At 44.4% G+C, this 20,351-nt stretch carries 23 protein-coding genes, 1 pseudogene and 1 riboswitch; of the genes and pseudogenes, 6 read left to right on the top strand and 18 right to left on the bottom strand.

Features of this window, described 5'->3' with window-relative positions; translation table 11 throughout:
- Positions 1 to 87 precede the first annotated feature (87 nt).
- The 8 genes and pseudogenes from RKD52_RS03795 to RKD52_RS03760 form a co-directional block, all read right to left on the bottom strand.
- Positions 88 to 396 carry a thioredoxin family protein gene (locus RKD52_RS03795; RefSeq protein WP_454098736.1) on the bottom strand — a complete coding sequence of 103 codons (309 nt, stop codon included), beginning with the start codon at positions 394 to 396 and terminating at the stop codon, positions 88 to 90.
- Between the two features lie 20 nt (positions 397 to 416).
- A complete protein-coding gene (locus RKD52_RS03790) occupies positions 417 to 764 on the bottom strand; it encodes a toprim domain-containing protein (RefSeq protein ID WP_369734262.1) in 348 nt (115 codons plus the stop codon).
- 131 nt (positions 765 to 895) lie between these two features.
- Positions 896 to 1,138, bottom strand: coding sequence for a YusG family protein (locus tag RKD52_RS03785; protein ID WP_369734263.1), 243 nt, complete (start codon positions 1,136 to 1,138; stop codon positions 896 to 898).
- Positions 1,139 to 1,191: 53 nt separating this feature from the next.
- Positions 1,192 to 1,575: a glycine cleavage system protein GcvH gene (gene gcvH, locus RKD52_RS03780; protein ID WP_454098735.1), complete on the bottom strand. Its 384-nt coding sequence runs from the start codon at positions 1,573 to 1,575 to the stop codon at positions 1,192 to 1,194.
- 61 nt (positions 1,576 to 1,636) lie between these two features.
- A complete protein-coding gene (locus RKD52_RS03775; protein ID WP_454098734.1) occupies positions 1,637 to 1,999 on the bottom strand; it encodes an arsenate reductase family protein in 363 nt (120 codons plus the stop codon).
- Between the two features lie 169 nt (positions 2,000 to 2,168).
- Positions 2,169 to 3,954 (bottom strand): annotated as a pseudogene (locus RKD52_RS03770) (acyl-CoA dehydrogenase family protein).
- A gap of 33 nt (positions 3,955 to 3,987) precedes the next feature.
- On the bottom strand, positions 3,988 to 5,163 hold the full coding sequence (locus RKD52_RS03765) for an acetyl-CoA C-acetyltransferase (protein ID WP_454098733.1): 1,176 nt from the start codon (positions 5,161 to 5,163) through the stop codon (positions 3,988 to 3,990).
- A 14-nt stretch (positions 5,164 to 5,177) separates the two neighbouring features.
- Entirely contained in the window at positions 5,178 to 7,562 is a 2,385-nt protein-coding gene (locus tag RKD52_RS03760) for a 3-hydroxyacyl-CoA dehydrogenase/enoyl-CoA hydratase family protein (RefSeq protein WP_454098732.1), read from the bottom strand.
- Between the two features lie 248 nt (positions 7,563 to 7,810).
- Here RKD52_RS03760 and RKD52_RS03755 point away from each other — a divergent pair, with 248 nt between their 5' ends.
- The gene (locus RKD52_RS03755; RefSeq protein WP_081414238.1) at positions 7,811 to 7,960 is read left to right on the top strand and encodes a YuzL family protein; all 150 of its coding nucleotides are present in this window, start codon (positions 7,811 to 7,813) and stop codon (positions 7,958 to 7,960) included.
- A gap of 212 nt (positions 7,961 to 8,172) precedes the next feature.
- On the opposite strand, the gene RKD52_RS03750 is transcribed toward RKD52_RS03755, so the two are convergent.
- Positions 8,173 to 9,087, bottom strand: coding sequence for a proline dehydrogenase family protein (locus RKD52_RS03750; protein ID WP_454098731.1), 915 nt, complete (start codon positions 9,085 to 9,087; stop codon positions 8,173 to 8,175).
- A gap of 101 nt (positions 9,088 to 9,188) precedes the next feature.
- Between RKD52_RS03750 and RKD52_RS03745 the strand changes: the two genes are divergently transcribed.
- Together RKD52_RS03745 and RKD52_RS03740 are read left to right on the top strand one after the other, a co-directional pair.
- Entirely contained in the window at positions 9,189 to 9,458 is a 270-nt protein-coding gene (locus RKD52_RS03745) for a hypothetical protein (RefSeq protein WP_029284245.1), read from the top strand.
- A gap of 12 nt (positions 9,459 to 9,470) precedes the next feature.
- The gene (locus RKD52_RS03740) at positions 9,471 to 9,809 is read left to right on the top strand and encodes a spore coat protein (RefSeq protein ID WP_454098730.1); all 339 of its coding nucleotides are present in this window, start codon (positions 9,471 to 9,473) and stop codon (positions 9,807 to 9,809) included.
- 33 nt (positions 9,810 to 9,842) lie between these two features.
- Here RKD52_RS03740 and RKD52_RS03735 read toward each other — a convergent pair whose 3' ends face one another.
- Positions 9,843 to 10,559, bottom strand: coding sequence for a gamma-glutamyl-gamma-aminobutyrate hydrolase family protein (locus RKD52_RS03735; RefSeq protein WP_454101130.1), 717 nt, complete (start codon positions 10,557 to 10,559; stop codon positions 9,843 to 9,845).
- 65 nt (positions 10,560 to 10,624) lie between these two features.
- Complete coding sequence (locus RKD52_RS03730) at positions 10,625 to 11,173, bottom strand: GNAT family N-acetyltransferase (protein ID WP_454098729.1); 549 nt, start codon at positions 11,171 to 11,173, stop codon at positions 10,625 to 10,627.
- Positions 11,174 to 11,283: 110 nt separating this feature from the next.
- On the opposite strand from RKD52_RS03730, the gene RKD52_RS03725 reads away from it, so the two are divergent.
- The gene (locus RKD52_RS03725) at positions 11,284 to 11,499 is read left to right on the top strand and encodes a hypothetical protein (protein ID WP_454098728.1); all 216 of its coding nucleotides are present in this window, start codon (positions 11,284 to 11,286) and stop codon (positions 11,497 to 11,499) included.
- 37 nt (positions 11,500 to 11,536) lie between these two features.
- Here the strand turns inward: RKD52_RS03725 and RKD52_RS03720 are convergent, their stop codons facing one another.
- The 5 genes from RKD52_RS03720 to RKD52_RS03700 are packed head-to-tail and all read right to left on the bottom strand — an operon-like array spanning position 11,537 to position 15,457.
- Positions 11,537 to 11,800, bottom strand: a complete 264-nt coding sequence (locus tag RKD52_RS03720) for a YusU family protein (protein WP_454098727.1) — start codon at positions 11,798 to 11,800, stop codon at positions 11,537 to 11,539.
- A gap of 13 nt (positions 11,801 to 11,813) precedes the next feature.
- Positions 11,814 to 12,557 carry an IucA/IucC family C-terminal-domain containing protein gene (locus tag RKD52_RS03715; protein WP_454098726.1) on the bottom strand — a complete coding sequence of 248 codons (744 nt, stop codon included), beginning with the start codon at positions 12,555 to 12,557 and terminating at the stop codon, positions 11,814 to 11,816.
- Positions 12,554 to 13,366 carry an ABC transporter ATP-binding protein gene (locus RKD52_RS03710; protein WP_369734275.1) on the bottom strand — a complete coding sequence of 271 codons (813 nt, stop codon included), beginning with the start codon at positions 13,364 to 13,366 and terminating at the stop codon, positions 12,554 to 12,556. Before RKD52_RS03710 ends, RKD52_RS03715 begins: the two co-directional genes overlap by 4 nt.
- Positions 13,367 to 13,400: 34 nt before the next feature.
- Positions 13,401 to 14,456, bottom strand: a complete 1,056-nt coding sequence (locus RKD52_RS03705) for a FecCD family ABC transporter permease (RefSeq protein WP_454098725.1) — start codon at positions 14,454 to 14,456, stop codon at positions 13,401 to 13,403.
- Positions 14,453 to 15,457: a FecCD family ABC transporter permease gene (locus tag RKD52_RS03700; RefSeq protein ID WP_454098724.1), complete on the bottom strand. Its 1,005-nt coding sequence runs from the start codon at positions 15,455 to 15,457 to the stop codon at positions 14,453 to 14,455. The genes RKD52_RS03705 and RKD52_RS03700 overlap by 4 nt, the downstream gene beginning before the upstream one ends.
- Positions 15,458 to 15,636: 179 nt before the next feature.
- Here RKD52_RS03700 and RKD52_RS03695 point away from each other — a divergent pair, with 179 nt between their 5' ends.
- Together RKD52_RS03695 and RKD52_RS03690 are read left to right on the top strand one after the other, a co-directional pair.
- Entirely contained in the window at positions 15,637 to 16,635 is a 999-nt protein-coding gene (locus RKD52_RS03695; RefSeq protein WP_454098723.1) for an ABC transporter substrate-binding protein, read from the top strand.
- Positions 16,636 to 17,030: 395 nt separating this feature from the next.
- On the top strand, positions 17,031 to 17,756 hold the full coding sequence (locus RKD52_RS03690; RefSeq protein ID WP_454098722.1) for a ZIP family metal transporter: 726 nt from the start codon (positions 17,031 to 17,033) through the stop codon (positions 17,754 to 17,756).
- A gap of 28 nt (positions 17,757 to 17,784) precedes the next feature.
- On the opposite strand, the gene RKD52_RS03685 is transcribed toward RKD52_RS03690, so the two are convergent.
- Together RKD52_RS03685 and RKD52_RS03680 are read right to left on the bottom strand one after the other, a co-directional pair.
- The gene (locus tag RKD52_RS03685) at positions 17,785 to 19,092 is read right to left on the bottom strand and encodes a TrkH family potassium uptake protein (protein WP_454101129.1); all 1,308 of its coding nucleotides are present in this window, start codon (positions 19,090 to 19,092) and stop codon (positions 17,785 to 17,787) included.
- Positions 19,093 to 19,119: 27 nt separating this feature from the next.
- Positions 19,120 to 19,776 (bottom strand): potassium channel family protein, encoded by a 657-nt coding sequence (locus tag RKD52_RS03680; RefSeq protein WP_369734279.1) that lies wholly within the window; start codon positions 19,774 to 19,776, stop codon positions 19,120 to 19,122.
- Between the two features lie 103 nt (positions 19,777 to 19,879).
- Positions 19,880 to 20,020: riboswitch (cyclic di-AMP (ydaO/yuaA leader) on the bottom strand.
- Between the last annotated feature and the right edge of the window lie 331 nt (positions 20,021 to 20,351).

Below are 20,351 nucleotides of genomic sequence, written 5' to 3'. Positions count from 1 at the left end.
TTAGAAAGCTTCGACATATTCCTTCCTCAGTAAGACAAAATCTTTTCTTTTTCTATTTCCCAAGAAATATGTCAAATGCCGCCCTCATCAGGCGGCATATTTTTTCAATATTTGATAGAGATGTTCGACAGAATGAAAGGCATACGTTTTGCTGATCAATCTTCCATTTTCAAAAATAAGCAGGCAAGGAACACTTTCGATTTCCCAGGCAGACGCCTGTTTCGGAAGATAATTCAGGTTGGCCATCTTTATTTCAAGGGCAGGCAGCATCGCCTCAACTACTGTCAGCATCTTTTTAGCGAGCTGACATGTGCCGCAAAAGGGTGTATATAAATAAAGAATGGCAGTATCCCTCTCTGCGAGTCTGCTTACCTGCTCTTCATTGCATTCAATCATTGCCTTTTCACAAACTCCCTTTATAAGTATTTCGCATGCACATCAATGTTTGCACTCAGCAGCACGGCTGCGACATGCTGATCAGGCGCAGTGGCAACTTCCCTGTACATTTTGTCGATAAACAAATGCGCAGCCTCGGGAAATTCACGTTTGAACTGTTTTCTCAGGCGATCCCCGGAATCATCAGAATCCACAAGCACATAAACATCACGGCTGAACAGTTCATCCACCATTTCATCAAGCCGTGTCAGACTGATTGTGCCATTTGTACAAATAATTTCAACCGGTTCGTTGACAACATTTAATACTTTTCGCTTATCAGATGTTCCTTCAACAATTATGACTTTTTCAACCTCAATTGCAGACATCGCCATCACCTATTCAGTTAGAGTATATGTTATCTATAACCTATTCGAAACGCATGAGGTTGTTTCCTTCTGACCTTTAAAACAGGCCGGAACAACAGGAAAAGGCAGTGGAACATTCCACTGCCAAGTCATCAGCACCAGCCGTTTTCTTCGTCACAATCGACATACTTCTCATCTTGTTTAGATAGAACGTCTGCATACTGAAAAAAGGAATGATTTTCTTCTTCATATCCATTTTTCAACGACACCTGACCGTCCGGGCCAAGTGACATCGAGCCGATTTGCTCTTTTTCAAAAAACAGATTCATCTGCCCGCCTTCAAATCTGCCGGTGACGCGGTCTGTAATATCCAGCCGTTTCTTTTCAAATGACATGCTGAAACACCCTCCTTTTTACTGTTTAGGGTGTCCAGAAGGTGAATTGATTATCAGTCTTCGTTTGTCATTTCTTCGTATTGCTCAGCTGTCATCAAGTTGTCTACATCACCTGCATTGCTTGGCTCAATGACAATCATCCAGGCTTTTTCATATGGAGACTCGTTGACAAATTCAGGGCTGTCATCAAGGTCTTCATTAATTTCAACAACTGTTCCGCTGATTGGCGCATACAGCTCAGATACTGTTTTTACAGACTCAACGCTGCCGAATGGCTCGTCTGCTTTAATTTCGTCGCCTACTTCAGGAAGTTCAACAAACACAATATCTCCAAGCTCTGATTGTGCAAAGTCCGTAATCCCGATGCGTACTTTATCGCCTTCAACTTTAACCCACTCGTGTTCTTCAGAGTAGCGAAGTTCTTTTGGTGTGTTCATTTTTTCTACCTCCAACTGATTATCGTGTTTTATTTGTAAAAAGACTAAAAGGGTAAGTCTTCTACTTCTCTAGCCAGGTTTCTTTAAACTGATCTTCTTTAAATCCGACAGTTGTCTTGCTTCCGTCCGTTGTCAGCGGGCGTTTAATCAGCATGCCGTCAGATGCCAGAAGGCCAAGAAGTTCATCTTCGGACATGGAGGATATTTTATCCTTCAGGCCAAGCTCACGGTATTTCTGACCGCTTGTGTTAAAGAATTTTTTGATTTCCAATCCGCTTGAATCAAGCATTGATTTCAGGTCTTCCTTTGACGGCGGATTTTCGACAATATGTATTTCTTGTGCCTGCAAATGGTGATCTTCTAACCACTTTTTTGCTTTCCGGCATGTCCCGCATTTAGGATACCAGTAATATTTAAGCGCCACTCTTTTCACCACCTGCAACCGTAATTGAACAACATTATTTTACCACATTCTTTATGACAAGCATAATGACAAGCATCGTCATTCTGCCATCTATTATCTTGGCCTTTTTTTCGCAAAAATCATCAAAAAGACCTTTTCTTTTGAAAAAGGTCTTTTTGAAAGGTATTTATTACGCGCGGTATCCGTTCTCTTCGATCAGTGCAGCAGCGATTTCGCGCTTTTTGGCAATGACATTGATCGGCGTGTGGCGCGTGAATTTTCTTAATGCAGAGATCATCATGCGGAGAGTGTCTCCCTGTTCAATCGCAACAAGAGATTCTTTAGCATGTGCTTCAATTTCGTTGAATGCTTCCTGGCAATACACTTGCGTGTAAAGAAGTTTTTGAGCACTCTTTGCTTCACCGTACTTATTAATTGCCTTTTCCGTGCGGAGGATGGCAGATTCCATAGCGTATACACTGCTCACGATATCAGCAATGTTCACTAAAACTTCCTGTTCCTTCTGCAGGGACTGGCCGTATTTCTGAGCAGCAAGTCCGGCAATCATTAAACCGATTTTCTTTGCATTTTTCAAAAGGTGCTTTTCCTGCTCAAGAACGCCGTCTCCCGGTTCTTCAGGCATAAGCATCATTAACTCTTCCTGAAGAGCCTGTGCTTTTTGAAGAAGCGGCAGTTCACCCTTCATTGCTTTTCTTAAATATGTGCCGGGAACGAGAAGACGGTTGATTTCATTCGTTCCTTCAAAAATACGGTTAATACGTGAGTCGCGGTATGCTCTCTCTACTTCGTACTCAGCCATGAAGCCATAGCCGCCGTGAATTTGAACGCCTTCATCAACGACATAGTCAAGTGTTTCAGAACCGAGGACTTTGTTCAGTGAACACTCAATCGCATACTCTGCAATAGATGCCGCAACTTCTTTTCCGTCCTTGACTTCTTCAGGAGTCAGGCGGCTCATGCGGTCTTCAAATAATCCAACTGTACGGTACACTGAGCTTTCCATTGCATATGTTTTTGAAGCCATGTTTGCCAGTTTTTCCTGGATGAGCGAAAAGCTGCTGATTGGCGTTTTTGAACTGCTGGCGCTGGTTGGCATATTCAACAGATACGTCAATAATGCGTTTAGATCCGCCGATTGTTCCGACAGCAAGCTTATAGCGTCCGATGTTTAGAATGTTAAAGGCAATAACGTGGCCTTTTCCAAGGTCGCCAAGAAGATTTTCTTTAGGAACAAGCGCATCTTCTAAAATAAGCGTTCTTGTAGATGAACCTTTGATTCCCATTTTCTTTTCTTCCGGACCGGTTGATACCCCAGGGTATTCTTTTTCTACGATAAATGCCGAGAAATGCTCGCCGTCAACCTTTGCATACACAACAAACACATCTGCAAAGCCGGAGTTTGTGATCCACTGTTTTTCACCGTTCAGTACATAATGCGTGCCTTCTGCGTTAAGCTTTGCCGTCGTTCTGGCACCAAGGGCATCTGAGCCTGATCCCGGTTCAGTCAGTGCATAGGCTGCAATGCGCTGACCTGATGCTAGATCTGGAAGGTACTGCTGCTTTTGCTCCTCGCTTCCAAAAAGAACGATTGGCAGAGATCCGATACCGACATGAGCGCCGTAGGAAAGAGAGAAGCTTCCTGCACGGGCAAATTTTTCAGTAATCAGCGCCGAGCTGATTTTATCAAGGCCAAGACCGCCGTATTCTTCAGGTACGTCAGCACCGAGAAGGCCAAGTTCGCCTGCCTGCTTCAATAGTTTGACAGACTTATCAAACTGATGGTTTTCAATATCTTCAAGCTGAGGCAGTACATCATTTACGACGAAATCCTCTGTCGTTTTGGCGATCATTTTATGCTCATCAGTGAAATCCTCTGGTGTAAAAACACTTTCATATGTCACATCATCAAGTAAAAAGCTTCCACCCTTTATTAGATTTTCAGTTGTTTTTGACATTGGTCGTTCCCCCATTTTCCTGATTTTTAAGTCTTACACTAATTCAAATACTCCCGCTGCGCCCATTCCGCCGCCGATGCACATTGTGACAACTCCGAATTGCTCGCCGCGGCGCTTCATTTCGTGAATAAGGGAAAGGGTTAACTTAGCTCCTGTACACCCAAGCGGATGACCGAGCGCAATTGCTCCCCCGTTGACATTCACTTTCTCTTCATCGATCCCAAGAGCTCTGATGACTTGAATAGACTGTGAAGCAAATGCTTCATTCAGTTCAAAGAGTCCAATATCAGACAGGCTTAAACCTGCAGCTTTCAGTGCACGCGGAATCGCTTCGATCGGGCCGATTCCCATTACTTCCGGAGGAACTCCGCCTACTGCAAAGGAGCGGAATTTCACGAGTGACTCCAGTCCAAGCGCATCCGCTTTTTCACGGTCCATGACCATTACAGCAGCAGCACCGTCGCTCGTCTGCGAGGAATTTCCTGCTGTAACGGATCCTTTCACATTGAATGCAGGTCTTAATGTTGAGAGAATCTGCATAGTCGTTCCAGGACGGACACCCTCGTCTTTTGAGAACTGGAACGTCTTTTCGCGGAGCTTATGATCTGCTCCAACGCTTCTTTGTGTAACTTCTACAGGTACGATTTCATCCTCAAACTTGCCCTCTGCAATGGCTCTTGCCGCTTTCTCATGGCTTCTTACTGCAAAGGCATCCTGCTCTTCGCGGCTGACTCCGTATTTGACAGCTACCTGTTCTGCCGTGTGGCCCATTCCCATGTAATACTCAGGCGCACTTTCAGCAAGCACTGCATTCGGACGGACAACGTGGCCCATCATCGGTACCATGCTCATTGATTCGGCTCCGCCTGCAATGGCTGTATCCGAGTGGCCAAGCATGATCTTCTCCGCTGCGTAAGCAATACTTTGAAGACCTGATGAACAATAGCGGTTGACTGTGATCGCAGGTACTGTATACGGCAATCCGGCAAGCGCTCCGATGTTTCGTGCAAGATTCAGCCCCTGCTCTGCTTCAGGCATCGCACATCCAATGATCAGATCATCAATATTTCCTTCGTATCCGCCAGCACGCTTAAGTGTCTCTTTTACGACAAGCGCTCCAAGATCATCTGGTCTTACGGCTGCTAGTGACCCTTTTTTTGCTCTTCCGACAGGTGTTCTGGCACCTGCTACAATGACCGCTTCTCTCATGACAGTGCACCCTCCTAGTTACGTAATGGTTTTCCTTTTACAAGCATATGCTGCATTCTTTGCTGAGATTTGCCTTCCTTCACGAGACTCAGGAACGCTTCTCTTTCAAGGTCAAGTAAATACTGTTCATCTACTTCCGTGCCAAACGGCACTTTGCCTCCCGCAATGACATAGGCGAGCTTTTGGGCAATTTTCAAATCGTGCTCTGAAATATATCCTGACTGAAGCATGGATTGTGCTCCAAGAAGAAGGGCAGCATAACCTGTCTCGCCTACGACAGGTACCTTTTTGCGTACAGGTGCCTTATAGCCGTTATCAGACAGCTGCAGAACTTTCTGCTTTGCATCATAAATGAGGTGATCCCCATTGAAGCTTACAGAATCTTTTTCATTCATAAAGAAGTTTTCTTTTGCTTCAGCTGCAGAAGAAGAAACTTTAGCTGTTGCAATCGTTTCAAATACTTTATTGGCTACGTTCTGCAGATCGAAATCGACGCCTTTTGGAACGCTGTTCAGAAGTTTAATGTAAAGCTCTTTGTTGCCTCCGCCGCCCGGGATCAGGCCTACGCCGGCTTCAACAAGTCCCATGTACGTTTCGCTTGATGCCTGAATGCTTGCAGACGGAAGACAGATTTCTGCTCCTCCGCCAAGTGACATGCCAAATGGAGCAGCAACGACCGGCTTTGGACTGTATTTGATTTTCATCATAGCCTGCTGGAAGTGGCGGACAACCATGTCAACTTCAAAGTAGTTGTCATCCTGAGCTTCCATCAGGATCATGGCAAGGTTCGCACCGACGCAGAAGTTTTTGCCCTGATTACCGATGACAAGCCCTTTAAAGTTCTTTTCAACTTCATCCACGGCAAAATTAATCATCTGGATAATATCTAGACCGATTGCATTATTCGGTGAATGGAATTCAAGCAGCGCTACTCCGTCGCCAAGATCCACCAAACTTGCTCCGCTGTTTTTCTTAATGACGCCTTTTTTCTCTTTCAAGTCTTTGAGATTGATGACTTTTTCGTTCGTCTCAATGCGTCTGTAATCGCCATCATGGTAATAGTAAGAAACGCCGTCTTCTTTTTTATAGAAGGATGTGAAGCCTCTCTCAAGCATGTCTTTGATCCAGGCCGGAACCGTTTTTCCTTCAGCCTCCATCTTTTCAACTGATTTTGAAAGACCGATGCTGTCCCATGTTTCAAACGGGCCGTACTGCCAGCCGAATCCCCATTTCATTGCTTCATCAATAGCAAGGATGTCATCTGCAATATCGCCGAGAAGTTCAGCAGAATAGAGAAGAGTCGGGCTTGTAATATTCCATAGAAGCGTTCCTGCTCTGTCGCCAGAATAGATAAGCGCTTTCATTTTTGCTGCTGAACCCTTGATCTGTTTTGCAGCCTCGACGCTCTGAGCCTTCAGCTTCTTCCGTTCTTGATACTCCAAGGTCTCTGGATTCAGCTCGAGAATCTCTTTTCCTTCTTTTTTGAAGAATCCCTGGCCTGATTTGCTTCCGAGCCAGCCGTTCTCAAGCATCTTTTTCATAAATTCGGGAATGTCGAATACGTCTTTCTCTTCGCCTTCCACCTGGTCATAGACGTTCTTTGCAACATGTGCAAAAGTATCAAGTCCTACAACATCAAGCGTTCTGAAAGTTGCGCTTTTTGGCCGGCCGATAAGAGGACCTGTTACGGAATCCACTTCACCTACACTGTATCCGCCCTTTTGCAGTTCCTTAACGGTAACAAGGAGGCCGTAGGTTCCAATTCTGTTGGCAATGAAATTTGGAGTGTCCTTTGCTTCAACTACTCCTTTTCCAAGAACATCTTCCCCGAACGTTTTCATAAAGGAAAGAATCTCCGGCGATGTTGCTTTTGTCGGGATGATTTCGAGCAGTTTCAGGTAGCGCGGCGGATTGAAAAAGTGAGTTCCAAGGAAATGCTTCCGGAAATCATCAGAACGCCCCTCTGACATCGCTTCTACTGAAATGCCTGATGTATTTGAGCTGACAATGCTGCCTTGTTTTCTATATTGATCTACTTGCGTAAAGACTTTTTTCTTCACTTCAAGATTTTCAACGACTACTTCAATAATCCAATCCGCTTCAGCGAGTCTGTGCATGTCATCATCGAAGTTACCCGCTTCGATTAAAGCCAGATTTCCTTTTGCAGTAAGCGGTGCCGGTTTTTGCTTGAGAAGCTTTTGTACAGCATCTGATGAGATGCGGTTTCTAACAGCTGCATCCTGCAGAGTCAGACCTTTCTTCTCTTCGCTGTCAGTCAGCGTGCGCGGTACAATATCAAGCAATAGAACAGGGATTCCGATATTTGCCAAGTGTGCAGCAATGCCTGAACCCATGACTCCGGATCCGAGAACTGCGGCTTTTCTAATACGCTGGTTCATGAATGCTCCCCCTTTAGTCGCTTTGAATGAATGCTCATTCATTTTTTGATGAAAAAAATATCCGGGAAATCTTCCCTCTATCTATTAATATAAAAGATTTAGAAAATTTGTTCAACACATTTACGAAAAATTCACATATTAATTTTTTAAAAAACGATTTGTCCCATTGATTTGACATAAATAAGGGCAGCTCTGATTACATGAAAAAATGGAGCCCGGGAAAAATATAACCGGGGAGGTGATCAATCATGGCAAGACTGAAGAAAGATCCATCGAATGCAGGGATTAGCGCTGCAAGTGTAAAGGGAAGCTCCGGGCCGACAAACGAAATGGCCGGCGGAGGGAAACGCTCAAGCACAAACCAGCAATATAAGAAAAAGAATATGGGACAGGAATAGGGTCTCAGGGTAAAGCTGATTTGAATCAAATCAGCTTTATTCGGCTTGAACTCTCTTTACATGTTTTTTTACATATTGGATTAATGAAAAAGGGATATGCGAAAAATAAACATTTTCAGCACTTCAGCAAAGGCCCCCTTTTCTGCTTCGATCTGTTTTTAGCCGAATGAGGGTCAGTCCCGCCGTCCTTTAAAGCACGGCGGAACTGACCCCTATTTTTTAAAGATACCCTTCAGCACAAATAATGCGTTTGCAGGCCTTTCTGCCAGCCGCCTCATAAAGTAGCCGTACCAGTCTGTGCCGTACGGGACATAGATCCTCATTTTATAGCCCTCTTCTGCAAGTTCAGCCTGGCGCTCGGGGCGGATCCCGTACAGCATCTGAAACTCAAATTGATTACTCGGAATTCTGTTTTCTTTTACAAATTGCTTTGTAAATTCAATGATGGCATCATCATGTGTGGCAACAGCCGTATAGTGACCGTTTTGCATATGCATTTTTATGAGCTTTTTGAAGTTTTCATCCGTATCTTTCTTTTTTGGAAAGGCGACTTGCGGCGATTCCCTGTAAGCTCCTTTTACTAATCGCAGGTTCGGATGATAAGCGCTCAGGTCCTCCAGGTCTTTCGCTGATCTGTATAAATAAGCCTGAATCACAGTACCCAGATCATATTCCTTCTTAAGCTCTTTGAATAATTCAAGTGTCTTCCCGCACCTTGCATAGTCTTCCATATCGATGGTGACAAAGACTCCTTGCTGTTTGGCGGCTTCCATAATTCTTTTCATATTCCGATAAACAATTTCATCAGAAAGATCCAGGCCCATTGACGTTAACTTCAGTGACAGCTGGGAATGAAGCTGTTCTCCCGCGATTGTTTCAACAGCCTTTATGGACTGCTCAGCCATTTCATTTGCCTCAATTTCGTTATCAACAAACTCCCCAAGATAATCAATGGTCACATCCAGCTTTTTTTGATTGAGCCCTTTTATGACTTGTGCAGCCTGCCCGATCGTTTCTCCGGCAACAAAACGCGATGCGCCGAATCTCGGGCCGTAGCGCTTTGCGGCCTTCGTCAGCCATTTGTTTTTTGATAAAAACAGGAAAAAATGACGGAATAAAAACTCCAACCGGCATACCCCTTCCGATATAAATTCTTACATAGGTAAACCTGTATAAAATCAGAAGCCTGAGGAACGATAAGGAAGAAAATGTCCAAGGAGGTTTTTCCATGCAACAACAGCAGAACACAGGCCAGCAGCAAGGCATGATGCAGCAGCCGCCTGCCATGATCACAACAAAAGATCACCTTTACTTAACCGATATGCTTTCATGGAATTTGCTCGCCATGAAAAAAGCCCATTTTTTTGCTTCTCACTGCAGCGACCAGCAAATTAAAGCAGAGCTTGAAAAGACCGGAAAGATGCATGAAAAGCATTATACGGCCATTCTTAATCACTTAAATCCAAATCAGGAAGCAAGTTCAACACAGCTTCAATAGGAGGGTTGCAGCATGAACAACAGTCAAAATCAAAATAAAATCGGAAATCCTGAAACACAAGTTCCCAAAACCCCGCAGATGAACGACAGGGACTTCATTAACGAACTGCTTGCAACTGAAAAGTACATGACTGACTCTTATTCCACTGCTATGAATGAAATGAGCAACGATGCTCTTTATCAGGATATTCAGGGGATCTTTAATGAAACACAAAATTGTCAGCGCGAGCTTTACAACATGATGTATAAGTACGGATGGTACAAACTTGAAGCTGCCGACACAACTAAAATCCAGCAGTCTCATCAGCAGTTTGCAGGCTATTTGCAGCAGCAGTCTCCGTATATTCAGTAAATACAAGAAAAAAGCAGCCGTCGGCTGCTTTTTTTATCTGCACTTCTCAATAAATGTTTTAAAAAGCTTATGCATGGCTTCATCTTCAGCTGCCATTTCTTCTGGATGCCACTGAACAGCTAATACATACCAGTCCTCATAAGTTCCCTCAAGTCCTTCTACAACCCCGTCCGGAGCGGTCGCAGTTGCAGACAGCGTATCTGCAAGTCTGCCTACAGCCTGGTGATGCATGCTGTTTACTCTTACAGAATCCGTTCCGAAAATCCTTGCAAGCTCACTTCCTTCTGATACTTCGACCATATGAGTAGGGTCTGGTCTGTCTGCTGTTTGATAATGTTTAATCGGGTCGTCATACTGGCTTTCAATATCCTGCATGACTGTCCCGCCAAGTGCAGCGTTCAGCATAGCGATCCCTCTGCAGATTCCAAGCACGGGTTTTTTGCTTTCCTCTGCATATTTCACAACAGAAAGCTCCATTTGATCCCGCGCTCCGTTTGTTTTCCTGAGCATCGGATCAGGGTCTTCCCCGTATGAGTGGGGATCAACGTCCTCTCCACCGCTTAATATAAAACCATCACACTTCGAAACAAGGGTTTTTGCAGCTTCGTCGTCCACTAAAGGGATAACGACAGGGATGCCGCCTCCCTGTATGACCGAACTGATGTATTTTTGGTGAACATGGACACTTGGAATGTCCCCATGGTCCACGACTGAACTTGTAATGCCGATAACCGGCTTAGACTGGTCCATCAAGTTTCACTCTCCTAATCTATGTTAGTGGTCTATACCCTCACATAGTAAGTTTGAACCTGATTTTAAACCTGTCTTTTTGCAGAAAGAGCTTCCCATTCTTCTCTTAAAATCCCAACTCTGACTGAATCGTAGTATTTACCCTCCACTACCCTGCATTTTCTCATCCTTCCCTCAACGGTCATTCCAAGCTTTTCTCCAACCTTCATCATTCTGGTATTGCCTGACCAGGTTGTGTATCCCGCTCTGACAATCGGCAGGGATTCAAACAAATGATCAATCCACATTCGAAAAGCTTCCGTACCGTATCCTCCGTTCCAATAAGCGGGATCATAGATGCCGATGCCCATTTCCAGCCACATGGACGGCTCATGTTCCCAGTAATAGCTGACGGTTCCAATTACTTTTTCATCCACGGTAATGGCCCAGTAGTCATCCAGTCCGACAATGCTTTCTTTTTGAGAGAGAAAATCGGCCAGAGTCAAACTTTTATGTTCAAAATAAGGGGCGTCCCATTTTTTCCATTCAGGGTGTTCGTCACTGTATTTTATTTCCCAAAGGTGAATAAGATCTCTGCTTTCAATAGGGCGAATAATTGTTTTTTGCTGCTTCATTTCGTTTATCCTCCGTTTTGGGATGTGATTTTCCATTAAAATTCTTTTACTCTTTTAAACTATACCTTATAATGACAGAAAACAGGGAAAATATGGAGGTTGTTAGGTTAATGAGAAGTATTGCTTCCGCTTTAATCATCTATTTTTCTTTAGTCGGCATTCTTTATGCATGCGGCTATGTATTCGACATTTCCTGGCTTCAGTGGCAAAAAACGGTGTACGATCAGGCTGGAGGAGTGAAAACGGTTACAGGTTCAGTTATTCCTTTTTTTCTTTGTGCACCAGTTCTTTATGTCTTTTCAAAAAAAGCATCGGGACAGCCTTAAAATAAAAAATCCCAGAGTTCTTTTAGTGTCTCTGAGATTAGGTGCGTTTTTTATTCGTCTGGGACATGCGGTGCTGTTCATTCAGCTGTTTTATTTCAGCAATCAGTTCTTTCACCATTTCCTTCTCTTCCGGATACGTTTCGTTCCAATGCTTGACCAGGGGCGGCATTGATTTTGCAATGTGAGAATAGAGCACCCACATTTTCACTTTTTCCTTCAGTTCAGGAGTTGCTTCCCCGAGGAGTAGCTCTGTGTATTTTTCAAGTAATCCGTCAAGCGGAGCATTCAACTTGTTCTGCACAAAAATTCCTCCATTATGTAAGGCAATGTTTCGGGCATGTACTGCACCGGTCTCTTTTTTCAGATGTTAAATAATACAAACAGCAGGTTTGCCTGATCGTCGCTCCACCTGACTGCTTTTCTCTGAATAGCGGATGAAACGGATTTTTCAATCCTTCGCCGAACAAAGAGCCGTCCGCCTTCCTTACCACATACTCATAATCTTCCTGTATTTGTTCTATCGTAACACACTCAGGCTTGTTTGCAAGGAGGGTTTCATACATCCAGACAATATAAAGGCCGACGTTTTCCCACAGAACCATTTTAGAAATTCTTGCTTCTTTAGAAACCGTCAGGATAAGCCTGCTCAAATGGTTTTTGAAAAGACTGCGGAGAACTTCGTCCCTCCACTCATCCCTTTTCTCACCCGGCACGGAGCACTCAAGCTTCCGGAAATAAAAAGACGGCAGCCATAGCGGGTCTTCATCATCTGATTCCAGGCTCATATTTTCGGGATCTGTATTGAGACCCTTCTCAAAGACGGTCATTGAGTAAAGCGTAAGTGCTGCAAGAAAGGCATACCTTTTCACAAACAGGGACCCTGTCACATTTAGTCTGTCAGAATGGATTTTAGGTTTAATTGCCTCTAAATAAGAAAGCAGAGCTGCAGGTTCAAACAAACCGGCTGATTCAACAGACAGATCCGACCCGCTTCTGTCTGACCCAAGCCGAAACCTGGACAGGTCCTGAAGCTCCTCTTCACTTAGAAAAACGGTCATGAAATGGCAGCCTCTTTTATGATGCATCGTCCTCTGCCGTGTGGAATGCACAGCGGTGTTCCAAAAAGCGGATCCATCGTGACTTCGCAGTTCATCTGGAAAACATCTTTTACAAGATTGCAGTTAATCACATGCTCCGGACGGCCTTCTGCATAGATTTTCTTATCTTTGATCGCCACAATATGATGGGCGTAGCGGCAGGCAAGATTGAGATCATGAAGCACCATGACAATCGTTCTATTTTCTTTTTCATTCAGCTCAAACAGCAGATCAAGAATCTCAATCTGATGGGTCATATCAAGATAGGTCGTAGGCTCATCGAGCAGAATGATATCCGTGTCCTGAGCAAGAGTCATCGCAATCCAGGCGCGCTGACGCTGGCCGCCTGACAGAGAATCAACCGGACGTTCGGCAAATTCAAGCATTCCAGTAGATGCAAGTGCGTCCATCACCGCTTTTTCGTCCTTTTCAGTCCACTGTTTCAGCCAGTTCTGATAAGGATAGCGGCCCTGCTTCACAAGCTGCAGAACAGTCAGCCCTTCAGGAGCAGCCGGACCCTGCGGCAAAATGGCAAGCTTTTTGGCCACTTCTTTTGTCGGAAGCTTCGCAATAGCCTCTCCCTCCAGAAGAACAGCCCCTTTTTCAGGCTTCAGCAATCTCGCAATGGAACGCAGAAGAGTCGATTTCCCGCAGCCGTTGCTGCCTATAAAGACGGAAATTTCTCCTTTTGGAATCGTGAGGTCAAGTTCATTGATGATAGTTGTATCCCCGTATGATAATGTGAGCGACTTCGTTTGAATAGCTGTCATAGTAGCCTCAGCTCCCTTTCGCATAAGAATGGGTTTAATTGTTTCTGCTTCTGTAAAGCAGATAAATAAAGTACGGAGCTCCGATTGCTGCTGTAAAAACGCCCGCAGGAATTTCGAGCGGGGCGAACAGGGTTCTTCCGATGAGATCTGCTGCCATTACAAGAACAGCGCCTATTAGAGCTGATACAGGAAGCAGGGCTCCAAAGGAAGATCCGACAAGCCTTCTTGCAATATGCGGCGCGATCAGCCCCACAAACCCAATGCCTCCGGCAAATGCCACTGCGCTTCCTGTCAGGGCTGTTGCAATCAGCAGAAGAATGAACCTGTTTTTCTGCACTGAGCTGCCAACACCGGCTGCAAGCTCATCCCCAAGCTCCTGAATGTTGACGTTCCGGACAAAAATAAAGCTGATGATCACGAGCACTATGGTAACAGGCACCATCACTTTCACCTGTTCCCACGTTGCAGAGTACACCGTCCCGGTAATCCATATATTAGCCTGCGCTGCTCTGTAAATCGGACCTTTGATCAGCAGCAGGGTTGTAAGTGACTGAGCAAGCATAGAAAGACCAATTCCGACCAGAACCAGTCTGATCGATGATGAACCGCCCCTCCAGGATAAAAGATATACAAGCAAAGCAATAACCGTTGCGCCGATAAAGGCAGCAACCGGCATCCACTGAATTGGAACGGTCAGCGAATTGTTTTTATCACTGAAAAGCACCAGGAAAAGGACAATCGCGACAGATGCTCCGCCTGTAATCCCGATAATATCAGGGGATGCGAGCGGGTTGCGGATAATGCCCTGCAGAATTCCCCCTGCTATGGCGAGAGATATGCCGACCATCAGCGCAATTAGAATTCGCGGCAGCCTGAACGAATTTATGACGAGCTCATCCATTTCCGTTCCGTATCCGGCAAGCGTCTTTAACACCTGCAGCGGATTAATCCGCATATCTCCCATTCCCGTACTGAACAAAAACGTAAAAGACGTCACGGCAAGAAGGATTAAAAAGACAGCTAGTGCCTTTTTATCAATAAGAAACGAGATAACTCCTTTGCCGATTCTGAAAGATTGATAGCTTTTCATTGTTTTTGGAACCCCCTGCGTGCGATGTAGATGAAAAACGGCGTTCCGACAAGAGCCGTCATCACTCCGACCGGAACCTCTTCAGGCATCGCTGCAAATCTGGCTCCTATATCCGCTATCAGCAGCAGGACTGCACCAAGTACAGCGCAATACGGCAAGATCCAGCGGTGATCATTTCCAACCAGGTAACGCGCTATATGAGGAATCACGATTCCGACAAACCCTACAGGTCCTGCAATGGCAACCGCACCGCCTGCAAGCAGAATAATAACGGCAGCTGTCACCAGTTTAACCGTTCCTGTCTTCTGTCCGAGACCTTTCGCCACATCTTCCCCCATCATCAGAAGGTTGATTTTAGACGCAAGAAACACGCAGATGAAAAAAGCGGCGGCTGTATAAGGCAGCACACTGTAGAGCAGCTCGAGCTTCCTTCCCTGAACAGACCCTGCAAGCCAGAACAGCACCTGATCAAGGGCAGCCTCATTGCTGACAAGAAATCCCTGAGTTAAAGAAGAAAACAAGGCGGCCATTGCAGCACCCGCAAGTGTGAGCTTCATCGGAGTAAGACCTTCACGCCCGAAGGAGCCTGCAAAGTAGACTGTAAACGCTGCAACTGCAGCTCCGGCAAACGAAATCCATGTGAAAGCTTGGAGAGACGTCACGCCGAATACGGACACAGCAATGACTACAAAAAAACCGGCTCCTGCATTGATCCCGAAAACCCCGGGAGATGCGAGCGGATTTTTCGTAAGGGCCTGCATCAGTGCCCCTGCAACAGCAAGACTTGCCCCTACAACCGCAGCAACCAAGGCTCTCGGAAGGCGCACATTTTGAATGATAATATGTTCATTTGATCCGTCAAAGCCTGTAAATGCAGCAATTGCGGTCTGCCAGGAGGTTTGGGTATATCCGAGCACAACACTTGCACAGGCACTTGCAATAAGAAGGATGACTCCAAGAACAAGTCCTCCGGATTTCATTAAATTAGATTGTAATAACATATTTATACCTCTTGATGTTAAACCATCCCAGGATTATTTTTTTCTACCGTTATTGTAACAAAATCAAGTGATTTTGAAAATCATTTTCAATTAAATGTTGACAACGGAAATCAGAAAAATTAATATTTAACTTGTAAATGAAAATCATTATCAAATACAATACGGGGGTAAGAGAACATATGCAAGCTACATATCAAAAAGCATGGCTGGCACTGATTGCAATCGTTTTATCTGCAGTAATGCTAGCAGCATGCGGCAATGGCGAAAAAGAAGAATCAGCCGATACAGGCAGCAAAGATAAAGAAGGCGAATCTTATACAGTTGAACACGCAATGGGCACGACAGAAGTAAAGGGCAAGCCTGAAAAAGTGGTCATCCTTACAAACGAAGGAACAGAAGCACTGCTTGCACTTGGAGTAACACCAGTGGGAGCCGTTAAATCATGGATTGGCGACCCTTGGTATGAGCATATTGCCGGAGACATGAAAGACGTTGAAGTTGTTGGAGACGAAAGTGCTCTTAATGTAGAAGCAATCGCAGCGCTTAAGCCTGATCTCATCATCGGAAACAAGCTGCGCCAGGAAGATCAGTATGAAAAACTAAGCAAAATTGCACCGACTGTTTTTTCAGAAACGCTGAAAGGACAATGGCAGGAAAACTTCAAATTCTACGCAAAAGCACTTGACCGCGAAGAAGAAGGCAAAAAAGTCCTTGCAGACTACGATGCACGCATTGCTGAACTAAAAGAAAAAGGCGGAGAAAAGCTGAATCAGGACGTATCAGTTGTCCGTTTCATGGCTGGCGCTACCCGCATCTACAACAAAGACTCATTCTCGGGAGTCATTCTTGAGCAGCTTGGATTTACAAAGCCTGCAAACCTTGAAAAAGTATTCTCTGATAACCCTAAGGACCTTTTCGCACGTGAAGTAACAAAAGAATTGATTCCTGAAATGGACGGAGACCTTCTCTTCTACTTCACATATGACCCAGCTGAATCAAAAGCTGATGCAGACAAACAGGTGGAAGAATGGACAAATGACCCGCTTTGGAAAAACCTGAATGCTGTGAAAGAAGGCAAATCTTACCAGGTGAGCGATGCAATCTGGAACACATCAGGCGGAGTAAAATCAGCGAATCTTGTTCTTGATGATATTGAAAAGCTGGTTCTTGAAAACTAATTTTTGTCTCCCACTTATCTTTATATAGACCCTTTTAACGAAAAACGTCCTCCTGATGGGGGACGTTTTTTCGTTTCTTCTATATTTATCATTGCGGATCAGCTTTGGCTGTCCTTCTCTGTCTGTGTGTGCAGCGCGCCTGTCAAATTCCCCGTAGCACCGTTTATAAAAAGATGAAAGGCGGGTAACTGTATATTCATACAGTTTCTGATCCATATACTTTTTTAAGTTAAACAGCAGGTTTGCTTCCAATGGTTGTGCATCCCGTTTCAGGAAATGCGTTCACTTCTTATTTTACTGAAAATTCAAATCTTTTACATGTGATTATTCGTATTCTTTTAACAATCTTTGGAAAGCTATAGGTAGAAATTTGGGTGAGGAGGGACTTTAGACAAATGCTGCAGGCCGCATTGTGGGGAGCTTTTGCCGGTTCCTCTATTCTGCTGGGCGCATTGCTTGGCATCTATAAAGAAATACCCCGCAGAATCCTCGGGTGGATTATGTCGTTTGGTACAGGTGTTTTAATAGGAGCAGCTTCTTTTGAACTTTTAAGGGAATCTGTAGATGACGGCGGACTGATGACCGCATCAGCAGGATTTATCATTGGTTCGCTCACCTTCACGATCAGCGAACTGCTGATTACGAAAAAAGGCGGCAGTGACCGCAAGCGATCAAATAAAAACCCCGAAAATCATTCTGGAGTCTCGATTTTTATCGGCACTGTCATTGATGCCATACCTGAGTCCGTCATCATCGGAGTCAGCCTGCTTCAGGAAAATGCCGTCAGTTTCCTGATGGTCACAGCTGTTTTTATCAGCAATTTTCCAGAAGGACTGTCAAGCTCAGTCGGACTGCGCAAGGACGGGTACTCAAAAAAGAAAATCCTTACCATGTGGCTCATCGTGCTTATGCTGTCCTCTTTAAGTTCATTTCTTGGATATACGCTCCTGCAGCAGGCAGGCCCTGATGTGATTGCGGGAATAGGCGCCTTTGCCGCAGGCGGAATCATTGCTATGGTTGCTTCGACCATGATGCCTGAAGCCTTTGAGGAGGGAGGGCCTGTAGTAGGTTTTATCGCTTCCGTTGGTGTGCTTGCTTCCCTTATCTTATCGAATTTGTAAAGGCCCCGCTTATAGCGGAGCCCTTTTTTCATCCTGTTAAAATGTCTTCATTTGGATATTTGATTTTTTCCTTTTGAGGTTTTGCTATAGAGAATAAAAGCGTAAGCGGTCCTACTTTTCCTAAGAACATGATAAAGATGATGACTTGCTTTCCAAGGTCAGTCAGCTTTGGCGTAACGGACATGGACAGACCGACAGTACCAAAGGCAGATACCACTTCAAAAACGATTTCCATAAATGTAAGGTCTTCTGATACCGTCAGGATAAAGACAGCTGTAATGACAAATAGAAGACTTGCGACTGTAATAGCAAGGGCTTTTACAATGTATTTTGGATGAAGCGAACGTTTGGCAATATTGAGTGTTTCTCTCCCCCTTAAAAAAGAAAAGGTGGCAAAGAGAATAATAATTGCGGTTGTAAGCTTAATTCCGCCTCCGGTTGACGCACTTCCTGCTCCCACGAACATGAGAATGATCATAAGGAATAAAGTCGAATCTTCAAGACTTGCCATATCAAGGGTATTAAAACCGGCGGTTCTTGGAGATACAGCCTGAAAATACGAGGCAAGGAGCTTGCTTCCTGACGACAGATTTCCGAGAGTTTCAGGGTTTGAATACTCAATAAAGAAGATAATGAACATAGCTGCTGTATTAATAATGAGGGTTCCAACCAGCATCAGCTTCGTATGAAGCGAAAACTTTTTAAAGCTTCTTTTCCGCCATATATCGATGAGCACGGTAAATCCGATCCCTCCGATAATAAAGAGAGATGAAAGCACAAAATTGATCAGCGGGTCTCCCACATATCTCATCAGATTATCCGGCCATAAGGCAAATCCTGCGTTATTAAAAGCTGAAATGGAATGAAAGAAACTGTAAAACAAACCTTTTTCCCATCCAAACTCAGGAACCCACCTGAATGAAAGGAAAATCATTGCAATAAACTCGATGATTAAAGAGAATAAAAATAAGTACTTTACTAAATTAATGACACCGCCTATAGAGGTCTGGTTCAGAGCCGTTTGCATCATTAAACGTTCTTTAATGCCGATTTTACGTCCTAAAACCATGTAAATAAGAACACCAAAAGACATAATACCGAGCCCGCCAAGCTGTATGAGCATGGCGATAATAAACTGGCCCGTATATGTGAATGTCGAACCTGGATCAACAGGCGAAAGCCCCGTTACTGTCATAGCCGAAGTTGCAACAAAAAAAGCGTCGATCCATCTGATTGGCTCATGTGTGGATATTGGAAGCATGAGCAAAGCAGATCCAAGGGAAATTCCCGCTGCAAAAACAATCACTAGAAGCTGGGACGGATTAAAACGAATCATTTTTTGCAGTTTCTGAGAACTGATCACCTACATCCCCTCCTCCTCAAATCTTGATATGTCCTTATTACGTCCAATTACCAGCAGAATATCACCGGTTTTAATGGATTCTTCCGCCGGCGGGGAAACAATGATTTCTTCCTCCCGCTGAATTCCTACAATGTTGCAGCCGTATCTCGATCTAATATCAAGATCAATCAGCGTTTTCCTGTGGATTTTGGATGTAGCGACTAGCTCAGCCATACTATAATCTTTTGATAGTTCAATGTAATCAACCATTTTCTCTGAGAAGATATAGTGCGCGATGCGTTTTGCCATATCACGCTCGGGATGGATGACTTTGTCTACTCCTATTTTGTCTAAAACTTTGTGATGATAGTCATTTTGAGCCTTTGCCCAAACCTGGGGAATCTTCATCTCTTTTAAAATCAGTGAGGTCAGGATGCTCCCTTCGATATCATCGCCGAAAGAAACAAAGGCATGATCCACATTCCGGACCCCAAGCTGCTTCAATGTTGTTTCATCAATCGCATTTGCCTGCACAGCCAGAGTGGCATATTGTGAATAGTACTGCACCTTTTCATCATCTTTATCAACTGCCAGCACTTCAATTCCCATTTCATGAAATTCCTTTACAAGACTTCCTCCGAAACGTCCGAGCCCAAAAACCGCAAACTGCTTTCCCACCTGATTTTTCCTTCTTTCAATCCATTATTTTTGCACACAAAAAAGACACAGAGGTCCCATGAACCACTGCGCCTGTTTTTTTAGACAGCAATATGTTTCATTTATCCTCTCTCAAGAACGCTTGCGAAGTTAGCTGTCGGATTCGGGCAATGAGAGTAGCCCTACCTGTAAAGGATTCACCCCGAGCTGCAATCTGCAGCAAATTTGGGTCCCCCGCTCCTAATGGATTCAGCGATTTAAGAACATATGAATGTGAGTTATGAGAGTATCTTACTCCTGTTGGAATGGACAGTAAAGAGGCATATTTGGGCAAAAAGCTTTGATTTCAGGTGTAAATCGCTTATTTAAGCGCTTACATATATGTTTTGCTGAGTCTGGCTGTAAATTTCAGGTTTTTTCTCAAGGCATACCTGCGTACTTCGATATAGATTGCTGAAGCGGCAAGTGTGATGTGATCATTACGTCCAACTATCGTATTTTTTCTTCCGGCTTCTGTGTCTTACCTACCGACTTTTGTACTTTTACAAACAACTTCATTCATTTTACATCCAACTCTGTCGTCGCAGCCGGATTAC

This window comes from Metabacillus sp. SLBN-84, assembly GCF_053629595.1.
Note: the sequence above shows the minus strand (reverse complement) of the source record. Positions and strands in the feature narration are given on the sequence as shown.

Coding starts and splice junctions, on each gene's coding strand:
- RKD52_RS03760 (WP_454098732.1), bottom strand. CDS start 7,562: ATGAACCAGCGTATTAGAAAAGCCGCAGTTCTCGGATCCGGAGTCATG.
- RKD52_RS03755 (WP_081414238.1), top strand. CDS start 7,811: ATGGCAAGACTGAAGAAAGATCCATCGAATGCAGGGATTAGCGCTGCA.
- RKD52_RS03705 (WP_454098725.1), bottom strand. CDS start 14,456: ATGAAAAGCTATCAATCTTTCAGAATCGGCAAAGGAGTTATCTCGTTT.
- RKD52_RS03695 (WP_454098723.1), top strand. CDS start 15,637: ATGCAAGCTACATATCAAAAAGCATGGCTGGCACTGATTGCAATCGTT.
- RKD52_RS03690 (WP_454098722.1), top strand. CDS start 17,031: ATGCTGCAGGCCGCATTGTGGGGAGCTTTTGCCGGTTCCTCTATTCTG.
- RKD52_RS03785 (WP_369734263.1), bottom strand. CDS start 1,138: ATGTCATTTGAAAAGAAACGGCTGGATATTACAGACCGCGTCACCGGC.
- RKD52_RS03685 (WP_454101129.1), bottom strand. CDS start 19,092: ATGATTCGTTTTAATCCGTCCCAGCTTCTAGTGATTGTTTTTGCAGCG.
- RKD52_RS03765 (WP_454098733.1), bottom strand. CDS start 5,163: ATGAGAGAAGCGGTCATTGTAGCAGGTGCCAGAACACCTGTCGGAAGA.
- RKD52_RS03710 (WP_369734275.1), bottom strand. CDS start 13,366: ATGACAGCTATTCAAACGAAGTCGCTCACATTATCATACGGGGATACA.
- RKD52_RS03740 (WP_454098730.1), top strand. CDS start 9,471: ATGAACAACAGTCAAAATCAAAATAAAATCGGAAATCCTGAAACACAA.
- RKD52_RS03790 (WP_369734262.1), bottom strand. CDS start 764: ATGTCTGCAATTGAGGTTGAAAAAGTCATAATTGTTGAAGGAACATCT.
- RKD52_RS03735 (WP_454101130.1), bottom strand. CDS start 10,559: ATGGACCAGTCTAAGCCGGTTATCGGCATTACAAGTTCAGTCGTGGAC.
- RKD52_RS03730 (WP_454098729.1), bottom strand. CDS start 11,173: ATGAAGCAGCAAAAAACAATTATTCGCCCTATTGAAAGCAGAGATCTT.
- RKD52_RS03795 (WP_454098736.1), bottom strand. CDS start 396: ATGATTGAATGCAATGAAGAGCAGGTAAGCAGACTCGCAGAGAGGGAT.
- RKD52_RS03745 (WP_029284245.1), top strand. CDS start 9,189: ATGCAACAACAGCAGAACACAGGCCAGCAGCAAGGCATGATGCAGCAG.
- RKD52_RS03725 (WP_454098728.1), top strand. CDS start 11,284: ATGAGAAGTATTGCTTCCGCTTTAATCATCTATTTTTCTTTAGTCGGC.
- gcvH (WP_454098735.1), bottom strand. CDS start 1,575: ATGAACACACCAAAAGAACTTCGCTACTCTGAAGAACACGAGTGGGTT.
- RKD52_RS03700 (WP_454098724.1), bottom strand. CDS start 15,457: ATGTTATTACAATCTAATTTAATGAAATCCGGAGGACTTGTTCTTGGA.
- RKD52_RS03715 (WP_454098726.1), bottom strand. CDS start 12,557: ATGACCGTTTTTCTAAGTGAAGAGGAGCTTCAGGACCTGTCCAGGTTT.